The 10,627-nt window shown below is 59.0% G+C and carries 8 protein-coding genes and 1 tRNA gene; 2 read left to right on the forward strand and 7 right to left on the reverse strand.

Translation table 11 applies throughout. The features are described from left to right. Positions 1 to 26 precede the first annotated feature (26 nt). Both V7080_RS18560 and V7080_RS18565 read right to left on the reverse strand, forming a co-directional pair. Positions 27 to 194 carry a DUF3096 domain-containing protein gene (locus V7080_RS18560; RefSeq protein WP_334189879.1) on the reverse strand — a complete coding sequence of 56 codons (168 nt, stop codon included), beginning with the start codon at positions 192 to 194 and terminating at the stop codon, positions 27 to 29. 333 nt (positions 195 to 527) lie between these two features. Continuing rightward, positions 528 to 2,654, reverse strand: a complete 2,127-nt coding sequence (locus V7080_RS18565) for an AsmA family protein (RefSeq protein WP_334189880.1) — start codon at positions 2,652 to 2,654, stop codon at positions 528 to 530. Between the two features lie 459 nt (positions 2,655 to 3,113). Between V7080_RS18565 and V7080_RS18570 the strand changes: the two genes are divergently transcribed. After that, a complete protein-coding gene (locus V7080_RS18570; protein ID WP_334189881.1) occupies positions 3,114 to 5,702 on the forward strand; it encodes an Ig-like domain-containing protein in 2,589 nt (862 codons plus the stop codon). A 117-nt stretch (positions 5,703 to 5,819) separates the two neighbouring features. Continuing rightward, positions 5,820 to 6,953 (forward strand): outer membrane beta-barrel protein, encoded by a 1,134-nt coding sequence (locus tag V7080_RS18575; protein ID WP_334189882.1) that lies wholly within the window; start codon positions 5,820 to 5,822, stop codon positions 6,951 to 6,953. Positions 6,954 to 7,305: 352 nt separating this feature from the next. On the opposite strand, the gene V7080_RS18580 is transcribed toward V7080_RS18575, so the two are convergent. From V7080_RS18580 to tolB, 5 genes are all read right to left on the reverse strand, one after another. Beyond that, positions 7,306 to 7,539 carry a hypothetical protein gene (locus V7080_RS18580; protein ID WP_334189883.1) on the reverse strand — a complete coding sequence of 78 codons (234 nt, stop codon included), beginning with the start codon at positions 7,537 to 7,539 and terminating at the stop codon, positions 7,306 to 7,308. A gap of 570 nt (positions 7,540 to 8,109) precedes the next feature. Then, positions 8,110 to 8,185: transfer RNA gene (locus V7080_RS18585), tRNA-Lys, on the reverse strand. Positions 8,186 to 8,321: 136 nt separating this feature from the next. Beyond that, complete coding sequence (gene ybgF, locus V7080_RS18590) at positions 8,322 to 9,071, reverse strand: tol-pal system protein YbgF (protein ID WP_334189884.1); 750 nt, start codon at positions 9,069 to 9,071, stop codon at positions 8,322 to 8,324. 2 nt (positions 9,072 to 9,073) lie between these two features. Further along, positions 9,074 to 9,604 (reverse strand): peptidoglycan-associated lipoprotein Pal, encoded by a 531-nt coding sequence (gene pal / locus V7080_RS18595; RefSeq protein WP_334189885.1) that lies wholly within the window; start codon positions 9,602 to 9,604, stop codon positions 9,074 to 9,076. 43 nt (positions 9,605 to 9,647) lie between these two features. Then, the coding region (tolB, locus tag V7080_RS18600) for a Tol-Pal system beta propeller repeat protein TolB (RefSeq protein WP_334189886.1) at positions 9,648 to 10,627 on the reverse strand (980 nt) is incomplete at its 5' end.

The following is a 10,627-nucleotide window of genomic DNA, read 5'->3' on the forward strand; positions in this document are numbered from 1 at the left end:
CTATAACGCTCGATAAGCAATCTCGTTTACTTGTTCAGCGTTGCCTTAAACAGGTTGCCGGTGCCGACCAGGCCGATGATGCCAATCGCGATCAGGTAGATGGCGACGATGTAATTCAACAGGCGGGGCGTTACGAAGATAAAAATACCGGCGATGAGCGACAGCAAAGGAGCCAAGGTCAGGTTGATGTTCATGATTGCGGATCTTTCTATTTTGGCGGGTTGACGGGAGGGGCTGAGACCGAAGGCGCGACACGCGAAGGATGAACTGCATGCCGAACACAAGGCGACAGGGACAGGCTACCCGGGCAACGGAAAAATTTATGTGCGGCACCGCACGATAAGAGATCTATATGTCATTCACCTAGGAGACTGTCGGACTTAGGAAGAATCGGCTGCAAAAATATCTGGACGGTCCATATTTCACCGCGTTCCTGGTCAATAACCCGCTATTGATACTGCGAACCCGGCGAAATCTGTCCTCGCCCGGCTATTTTTTCGCTTCGACTCCCTAAGTCCGACAGGCTCCTATGGCAAGCTCGTCTTTCCCGGCGCCGGCGCCACCGGCTTTATCCGCGCGCTCGCAAGCAGCTTCCCGCATTCGCTGTTCTCACCCGGCCCGGTGTTGACAAGCGGGAGCAACGCCGCTATCGGCGCCAGCGCGGCAAGCGCAATCGCGCTTCCGGCGCGCATCGCCAGCACGCCCTTGTCAACGCTTACACCGGGCTTGCCGAACGTGCCGTGCACATACAACGGTGCACGCAGCGAGAAGACCCGCAAGCCTCTGGTATCGGGTCTCAGCGTCAGGTCCAGCTGTTCGGACGCAAGGTTGATGTCACCGCTGACGTTGATGATGGCTTCGGCGGTGTCGACCACAAAGCTGCGTGCATGCATGAGTCCATTGGTGACGGCGAAATCGGCGGCGAGGCAGTTCAGTTTGATCTGGCGGTCGCCTGCCAATTGCGTCAGAACGACGTTGGCGATGTTCAGCCCCATCTTTTCCAGCAGCAGTTTGCTGATCGTGCCTTGATTGACGAGAATTTTTATTTCGCCGTTGGAGGCGGCCAGCAGGGTAGCGACTGACATGCCTGTAGCTGACAGTTGCGCATCGCCGTTGATTTCACCTTCGCTTTCTTTCAGTGCATCGGTGCCAGGAAATAATGCCCCGATCCTGAGGTGGCGTGCCGACACTTTGGCTTCCGCCCTGATCGCGTTTTTACCGGTGCGCCCGCTGCCGTCCAGCTTGATCTCCGCATTCAGCGTGCCGCCGGCAATCCCGAATGTCAGTGGCGACAGCGTGACCACGCCATCCCGCAAATGCAGGGTAACGGACAGTTTGTCGATCGGCAGCTGTTTGTCGCGAACGATGCGCCCGGCTGCGAATTTCACATCGGCATCGACGCTGGTCCAGCGTGCGGTCTTGAAGGGTTCGGCCGGCAGCACCTTGCCGGCGGGCTGCACCGGTGCGACGCCGCGCACGGCCTTGCTGGCGTTGGAGTCGGCGCCGATCAGCGGACCGAGATCGCTGAACTGCAGAAGGCGCGACACGACGTCGCCAGTCAACAGGCCGCGCTGCTGACCGTCCTGCCGGTGCGCCTGGTATGCAAGCGTGCCGCCGATATCGCTGCCTCCCACTTTCCCGGTGAATTTGTCGTATGTCCACTGACTGCCTTGCTTGCCCAGCTTGCCGATCAGATGGCCTTCGGTGGAGAAGGGGGGCGTTTCGGGCAGGACAATGCCGGTCAGTGTGTACAGGCGCGCCATGCTGGGCGCCGCGAGTTTCAGGCGCATGTCGACCGCGAGCAGATCGGTCGGTCTGGTAAGCGTGCCTTCGACGCTGACACGTGTGCCGCCGAACCGCAGGCCGGCCGCCAGCGGGTAGGGCGCGGTCTGATGCTGAAGCGAAAGCACGGCGCCGGCCTTGCCGCTGCCCGAGATCGGGTCGCCCTGGAACGTGCCGCGCAGCTTCCATGCGATGCCGTATGCAAAACCGGCGGTTTCGTCGGTGAGGGGGTCTATGGTATCGATCGTGGCTGTGATATTGGCTTTCTGCAGTGCGTCAGCGAGGTGCACCACGCCTTTGCTGAAAATAATGCGATCGAGCTCCAGTTTCCATGACGACGGCTTTTCCGCCTGCTTGAAGGTCCAGTTATTCCTGCCGTCGGCGGCGCGCTGCAGCTGCACGACCGGCGAGTCGAAGCGCAGTGCCGGTATCGCGATGCGCTTGTCGAGCAAGGCCAGCGGATTGAGCGAGAACGAGAATTCCTTGACGCTGGCCATGTCGCCCGCAGTCGGCGTCGACGCGTCGGACGTGACAACCGAAACCGGCGCCGTAGCCGGGCCGGCGGGCATGTCCGCGGGATTGCCGATGTGGATATCCCTGGCCACGAGATGCGGCCAGGGAATGGCGTCGCGCCATGTCTTGTCATGATCGGGCATCGCGCCGTCCTGTGCTTTCCATGTGAGAGACAGATCGCCGGCGATCCGGAACGGCCGGCCCATCGCTTCGCTGGTTTTTTCATTCAGCCATGGACGTGCCTTGTTCCAGTCCCAGGTGAGCAGCAAGGCGAGCGCGATCAGCCCGATTGCAAGGGGCAGGACGAAGATGCCGAGCAGGATGCCGACACGGCGCCGCGTAAATCGACGTGGTGTCATCGAAACAAGCTCTCGGCGTCAGGGGTTGGCAACGGCGCAAGCGCCGAATGGATGTTCATGGGAGCGGGCCTTTGGTTTTCTTGGACATTGGCACGCAGGCTACGCAGGACCGACTCAAATGGATGTACGTCACCGCACAGAATGCGTTTTATTTTTTCTTATCGCGTAACCGCCTCGCTGCCACACCGTTGCAAGGATGCGTTGCATCGCACCGTCTCTTTGCATCCACAAATCCCGGCGCTATGTGCGCTGCCGAACCGAGCGGTATCGAGATGCCGCCTATAACGATGCATCGGAGCAATTAAACAGTGTTGCCGCTGGCGCAGAGTTTTACTGTGCTTCCATCTGTTTATCAAAAAACATTTCACATCGTCCAGTTCGGACGCTACCAACGCTGCGGCAGGATCATGGATGCACCGTGAACCGGTTCTACCGCAGCCACCATGAACGGAAAGCAACATGAACAGAATCGAGAAGGTTTATTCCAGGTGTCTCACCTGGTGCGTGCCCCTGCTGATGGCAGGCCTGACAGCCGGATGCGGAGGAGGACAGGATCCCATCCTGGGCGCAGGCGTGGCGCCGGAAACCATCCGGCCCACGGTGACGCTCACGTCCCCCGTTGCCGGTGCTACGAACGTTGCTATCAATTCAAAGATCACCGCGACGTTCAGTGAAGACATGGACCCCGCATCAATCACCGGCGCAACCGTAACGCTGACCGGCCCTGGCGCAAGCCCCGTGGCGGGCACCGTCACCTACTCGGCCGGCGCCAAGACCACAACCTTTACACCCACCAATCCGGCAACTCTTCCCGCGAGCACATTGATGACCGGGACAATCACCTCCGGTGCCAGGGACCTCGCCGGTAATGCACTGGCCGGCAATGTCGTGTGGACCTTCACCACCGGGGCGGCTCCCGACACCACCGCGCCTACCGTCATCTCCGCCGACCCGGCGAACGCCGCCACCGGCGTGGCTGTGAACAAGAAGATTGCCGCTGCCTTCAGCGAAGCGATGGACCCCGCGACCATCACGGCGGCCAGCTTCACCGTGACAGGTCCCGGCACGGCATCGGTACCAGGCTTGGTGACCTATGCCGCCGCTGGCAACACCGCAAGCTTTTCGCCCGCGAGCAATCTGACGGCGAATACCTTGTATACGGCAACCATCGGTACCCAGAGCAGGGATCTTGCCGGCAATGCGCTGGCCGGTAACTTCGCGTGGACATTCACCACCGGCGCTGCTCCAGACACGACGGCACCCACGGTGATTTCGACCGATCCGGCCAATACGGCCGTCGGTGTGGCGGTCAACAAAAAGATCACTGCTGTCTTCAGTGAAGCAATGGACCCGGCAACGATCAGCACAGGAACCTTCACGCTCGCCCGTGCCGGCACAACGCCGGTTTCAGGCACGGTGACCTACGCCGCCAATGGCACGACCGCAGCCTTTACCCCGACTGGCAGTCTCGCCGCCAACACAAGCTATACCGCGACGATATCCACCGGGTCCAGGGACATGGCCGGCAATGCGCTGGCCGGCAACGTCGTGTGGACCTTTACTACCGGTGTCGCTCCGGATACCACGGCGCCGACAGTAACTGCCACCGACCCAGCCAATGCGGCGGCCGGCGTGGCGTTCAACAAGAAAATCACCGCGGTTTTCAGTGAAGCGATGGACCCTGCAACGATCAGCACCGCATCATTCACGCTGGCCGGTCCGGGTACAACGCCGGTGTCAGGCATGGTGACTTACGCGGCCGTCGGCACTACCGCAACCTTCACACCTACTGCTAGTCTCCTGGCCAATTCGCTCTACACCGCGACCATCGGCACCATGAGCAAGGATCTGGCGGGGAATGCAATGGCCGGCAACGTGACATGGACCTTCACCACCGGAGCGGCGCCAGACACCGCTGCGCCGACGATACTGTCCACCAATCCGGCTGACGGCGCCTCGGGCGTGTGCAGCAACGCGGTCAACGCCACCTTCAGCGAAACGATGGATGCGTCTACCATCACCACGGCAAGCTTCAGGTTGGCAGGACCGGGCACAACGACGGTGGCGGGAATAACCGCTTACAACGCCACCACCGGCATTGCAACCTTCACGCCCACCACGCCTCTTGCGGCTGGCACCACGTTCATTGCAACCATCGACGGCGGCAATAGCGGCGTCAAGGATCTGGCAGGCAACGCGCTGGCCAATAACAAGATATGGACCTTCACCACCGGCACGCAGGCTGCCTGTTCGCCTGTTACCCCGCCGGTCACTCCTTCTCCTGTCCAGCCCGTCGCACTTGGCGCGGCAACGACCTTCGGCGGTTTCGGCGGCGCGGCCGGAATGACTAACCAGGGCACCCTGACGGTCATTAACGGCGACATCGGTACCGTGGCCGCTTCGTCCACGATGACCGGATTCCACGATACCGGCGGCAATGTCTACACCGAGACGGGTTCCAACATCGGCACCGTGAACGGCAAGATTTACACCGCGCCGCCCCTGGTTGTCTGCTGCCCGGGAGACGGTACCGAAGGCACCGCCACCACCTTCCAGATCGCAACCCAGGCACGCGCCGATGCACAAAACGCCTGGTCCAATATCCTTTCGCCGGCAGCAATGCCGGGTGGTACGGATCCAGGCGCCGGCCAACTGGGTGGACTGACGTTGTTCCCGGGTGTTTATCAAGCGGCAGGCGGCACGTTCCAGATCACCGGATCGGACCTGACGCTGGACGGACAGGGCAATGCGAATGCCACCTGGGTCTTCCAGACTGCATCCTCGCTCACCGTCGGTGCGCCCGGTGCGCCGCGTAGCGTGCAACTGATCAACGGTGCACAGGCGAAAAACGTCTTCTGGCGCGTCGGTACTGCCGCGACGATCAATGGCGCAGGCGGCGGCACGATGGTCGGCACCATCATCGCCGACGCCGGCGTCACATTCTCCACCGCGGGCAACGCCGCCATCACCACGCTCAACGGCCGTGCGCTGGGGCTCAATGCCTCGGTCACCCTGGTGAACACGCGTATCAACGTGCCTGCGCCGTAAGGCCTGATAGATGAAAGGCGGCGGGGAATATTCCCGCCGCCTTTCATCAACGACGATGAATCGTGCGCATTTGCCTACGCAAGTTGCACGAAAATTTCAAAACATTCTGGAATAAAAATGACACTAGCAAACGCATCAAGGACGCTCGGTCTGGCGGCACTCGCCATCCTTGCCAGTCCGATCGCAATGGCCGACGACACAGGCTGGTACGCCGGCGCCAATGTCGGGCAGTCGCGCGCGAAAATCGACAATGAACGCATCAGCAGCAGTTTGCTGGGCAGCGGTTATGCCACCGGCTCGATGACCAATGACAACCGAGACACCGCGTACAAAATTTACGGGGGATACCAGATCAACAAAAATTTTGCCGTTGAAGGCGGCTACTTCAACTTCGGCGAGTTCGGCTATACGGCGACCACCGTGCCAGCGGGCAGCCTGAACGGCAACATCAGGGTTCAGGGCCTGAATCTTGATCTGGTCGGCATACTGCCCATCACCGAAAAGTTTTCCGCATTCGGCCGGGTCGGCGTCAACTACGCCGAGGCCAGGGATTCGTTCAGGGGAACCGGCGCAGTCCGCGTATCCAATCCCAACCCGAGCAAGCGTGACACCAACTACAAGTTTGGCGTCGGCGTGCAATACGCATTCACCGACGCGCTGGCAGTGCGCGCCGAGGCAGAACGCTATCGGATCAACGATGCCGTCGGCAACAAGGGCGATATCGACCTAGTCTCGATCGGCCTGGTTTATCGGTTCGGCGGACCCACGACGACCGCACGCCCGGTGGCGACAAGCTATATTGCGCCCGCTCCGGCGCCACAACCGGTCGTCGTGGTCCCGCCGCCGCCGGCAGCCGTGGCGCCGATACCGATAAAGGTATCGCTCTCGGCCGACTCCTTGTTCGAGTTCGACAAGTCGACCGTAAAGCCTGAAGGAAAACAAGCCCTCGACAAGCTTGCGGCGGACCTGCGCGGCGCCAGCTTTGAGATCGTCACGGTAACAGGCCACACCGACCGTATCGGCTCGCGCACCTACAACACGAAGCTGTCAATGCAGCGCGCCGAAGCGGTCAAAAGCTATTTGATCCAACCGGCCGGCATCCCGTCCGGGAAGATTACGGCCAAAGGTGCAAGCGCATCTAATCCAGTCACGAAGTCCAGTGACTGCAAGGGCGACAAGGCAACCAAGGCCCTGATTGCTTGCCTGCAGCCTGATCGCCGCGTGGAAGTGGAAGTTTCCGGCACGAAGTAATGCCAATACTCTTCGGGCAATCCGGAGCGTTTGTTGTTTGTGCGGGCCAATTTAAATTGGCCCGCAGTTTTTCGTGGATGGCGTTCGTCGTCCATGTGTCGAAGCGGCATAGGCAGGCCGGTTTTGTAATTTGTTTCCACCCAAAGTACACATCCTTGATGCTCGGTCCAGCGAATTTGGATGAGGACGGAGTATTTCCGCTATGGGGGCAGGCTGTGTGAGCGCCTATCACTGTCCCGGCGCGCAATTGCTGCATGACCGGCGGTGTATCTTTGTTAATCTGCCTTCCCGCGTCATCAAGGCGGGTACGATCATTTGCCGCGTCAGCAAAGCCTATTGCCAGAATTTCAGCTTATTTGAGGCGGTTGGCGAAACGGCTTTGCACAGATGAGCCCCAGTTAGCCAAACCGGCGGTATGACGGCGCTCTGAAACCAACTTGGCACCGTCTGTTTGCCACAACGCATCCTCATCGGATAAACGATCCGATGCCTGGCTATGTTGCTCGGCGACTTTTTGCAACAGAATCAGCCAGATAAGCAGAGTCGGGAGTACACGACCGTATGGCCGTCCGCTCGCGATATTCACGGCACCTCACACATAGAGAATGCAATGCGTTACCCGGTCGTTTTAACGTCTAACGGACGATGGTTTTATGGTGTCGTTTCCGGATATTGTGGGGACGTAGAGTTCAGGTGTCACTGAGGACGAAGCGATCGATATGTCCAAAGATGCATTGGCCACGGCCATGGCGTTCTATTTTGATGCTCCCCGGTGTCACAATAGTTGTCGCGCATGCAACAGAAGATCATCGCGTACCGGATTCAACTCATCGCCAGTTTTCGTTTTTATGTAACCGGTCAGATCGCGGCCCAGCGCTTAATGTTCTTCCGAGCTGATGATTGGTGTTTCTTCCTCAATGCGGGAAATAAGCTGTAAAACGATCTGGGCGCTGATGATTGGCAGTATGCCGTGCGCCAGTCTTCACCTTTTCTTGAGCCTCGATCGCTTCGTTGCAGATGTTTATCAGGACAGAAGGGTCGGGCATGCGCCGCCTTTTCGCAGTGGAAACTGCAAAAATATTAGACGCTGCCAAATAAAACGTCTAATTCGGACAAATAAAAAAGCCGTCACTATTTCTAGTGACGGCTTCTGTATTGGTAGGCCGTGCGGGATTCGAACCTGCGACCAACGGATTAAAAGTCCGCTGCTCTACCAGCTGAGCTAACGACCCGAAGACCAAGATTATAGATAAAACTAATGCACTCTGTCAAATGCAACAATAAACATTTCAACAGTTATTGATTGCTCCGATCAGGAATGTGAACAAGCGTTCCCCGAATCCGGCAAAACAACTGCTAAAGTAATGGCTAACGGAGCGCTGACAAACGTTCCTTTGCGGTCTCTGCCGCGGGTGCTTCCGGATACTGTGCAACCAGTGTTTCCAGTGTCCGTTTCGCGGATACCCGATCCTTCAATTCCATATAGGCACTTGCAATGTTCAGCAAGGCATCGGCCGCTTTGGGATTGTCCGGATAACTTTTCACGACCACCTGCTGGGCCGCGATCGCATTGCGGTAGTCGCGCTGTGCGTAGTAGGTGCTGCCCAGCCAGTATTGCGCCGATGGAGCAAAACCCGATTGCGGGAAGCGGCGTGTGAAGTCATAGAATGCGGCACCGGCATTCTTGTAGTCGCCTGCCTTGAAGAAGGCAAGCGCCGCATCATACGCGCGCTGCTCCTCCTGCTGGATGCTGACTTCCTTGCCGTCCACCGTCACGCGCTGGGGTTCGACCTTGCGCAAACGATTATCGAGGTCGACGTAGAAATCTTTCTGCCGGCGCTGTGTATTCGCAAGCTCATTGGTCAGTACTTCGACCTGACCACGCAACTTGCTGATCTCCTGTCGCAGCTGCGCATTTTGCGAATCCAGATCCAGGTTATTCGTTTTGTCAGCCTTGGCGTTGATTTCATTCTGCATGTTGTTGAGCCGCGCACGGATATCGAGAATCGCACGGCGCGCCTCGTCATCGGAAAAAAGCTGTGCGTGTGCGGCCAGCGGAGCAAAAGAAAATGCGGCCATAAAGGCCGCAGCAATCGAAGTTTTGAAAGATGGGTTCATGTTTATTGGTAGACGATGTCCGAACGACGGTTCTCGGCCCATGCGGCCTCGTCGCTGCCGGTGGCCTTCGGTTTTTCCTTACCGAAAGATACCGCCTCCATCTGCGCATCGGCTACACCCAAGAGTGAAAGCGCTCTGCGGACCGCTTCAGCGCGCTTCTGACCTAATGCCAGATTGTACTCGCGACCGCCGCGATCGTCAGTGTTGCCCTGGATAACGATCTTGCGGCCCTTGTTTGCATTGAGATACTTCGCATGCGCTTCGACCACCGGGATGAATTCGTCCTTGACGATATAGCTGTCGTAATCGAAATAGACGCTGCGTTTGGCCAGGATGCCTTTTGGGTCGTTCAACGGGTCGGTCGTGGTGGCAGTAACCGGATTCACGCTGCGCGAATCGGATGTCGATTGGCCTGGTGTCGTGCCGGTGCGTTCTTCCACCTTGACGTTATCGTCCAGTTTGACCGCGGAGCTGCAGGCGGCAAGGAACAGGGCGCTCGAAATGAGAAGGGCGGATGTGGTGAAGCGATGCATTAGATTTCTCCTGAAGGTAATGCAGTGTTGTTGTGAATCCATATTATTTCATGAACGGTCCCCACGTCGGCTCGCGGATATCGCCAGCCTGCGTGGTGAGTGAATGCCGCACACGTCCATCGACCGAGACCACCGCAAGCGTGCCGCGGCGGCCTGACTCGGTTGCGTACATGACGTACTTGCCGTTCGGCGAAAAGCTGGGCGACTCGTCCTTGGCGGTATCGGAGAGGCGCAATTCCTGTCCGTTGCCGAGGTCGAGGATGTATAGCTGGAACCTGCCGTCCCTGCGCGCGATATAGGCAAGCGATTTGCCATCCGGCGAGACGCGCGGGCTGATGTTGTAGCTGCCGTTGTAGGTCACGCGCTGCGCATCGCCGCCATTGGCCGGCATCCTGTAGATCTGCGGTCCGCCGCTGCGGTCGCTCGTAAAGTAGATATTCTGGCCGTCAGCGGAAAATTGCGGTTCGGTGTCGATGCCGCTGCTATTTGATACACGGCGCAGGCCGGAGCCGTCGGCATTCACGACATACACCTGGGTCAGGCCATCGCGCGACAACGCGAGCGCCAGCTTGGTCCCGTCGGGCGACCATGACGGCGCGGAATTGCTGCCCTTGTAATTGGCAATGACCGTACGCTGGCGCGTCACCAGGTTCTGCACATAGACCACCGGCTTCTTCGCTTCGAAGGAAACATAAGCAACCTTGGTCCCGTCAGGCGACCAGGACGGTGAAATAATCGGCTCGTTGGAGCGCAGGGCGACTTGCCGGTCTTCGCCGTCCGAGTCGGAGACTTCCAGCCGGTATTCATTGCCCACTTTGGTCACATACGCGATGCGGGTTGCGAACGCACCGCGCACGCCGATCAGCTTTTCGTAGATGTCATCGGCGATGCGATGGGCCGCCACCCGGATGCGGTCCGCACCTGCTGCTTGTCCAAAACCGGAAAGAGAGGCGGCCTTGACCGTGTCGTACAGGCGGTAGCGAACGTCGAAACGGCCGTCCGCGAGGCGCTGCACGCTGCCGA

It is taken from the genome of Noviherbaspirillum sp. (assembly GCF_036846085.1).
Classification (GTDB): domain Bacteria; phylum Pseudomonadota; class Gammaproteobacteria; order Burkholderiales; family Burkholderiaceae_D; genus Noviherbaspirillum.

Bases quoted from the DNA above. Each gene is read 5' to 3' on its own strand.
- V7080_RS18560 (WP_334189879.1), bottom strand. From the start codon at position 194: ATGAACATCAACCTGACCTTGGCTCCTTTGCTGTCGCTCATCGCCGGT.
- V7080_RS18565 (WP_334189880.1), bottom strand. From the start codon at position 2,654: ATGACACCACGTCGATTTACGCGGCGCCGTGTCGGCATCCTGCTCGGC.
- V7080_RS18570 (WP_334189881.1), top strand. From the start codon at position 3,114: ATGAACAGAATCGAGAAGGTTTATTCCAGGTGTCTCACCTGGTGCGTG.
- V7080_RS18575 (WP_334189882.1), top strand. From the start codon at position 5,820: ATGACACTAGCAAACGCATCAAGGACGCTCGGTCTGGCGGCACTCGCC.
- ybgF (WP_334189884.1), bottom strand. From the start codon at position 9,071: ATGAACCCATCTTTCAAAACTTCGATTGCTGCGGCCTTTATGGCCGCA.
- pal (WP_334189885.1), bottom strand. From the start codon at position 9,604: ATGCATCGCTTCACCACATCCGCCCTTCTCATTTCGAGCGCCCTGTTC.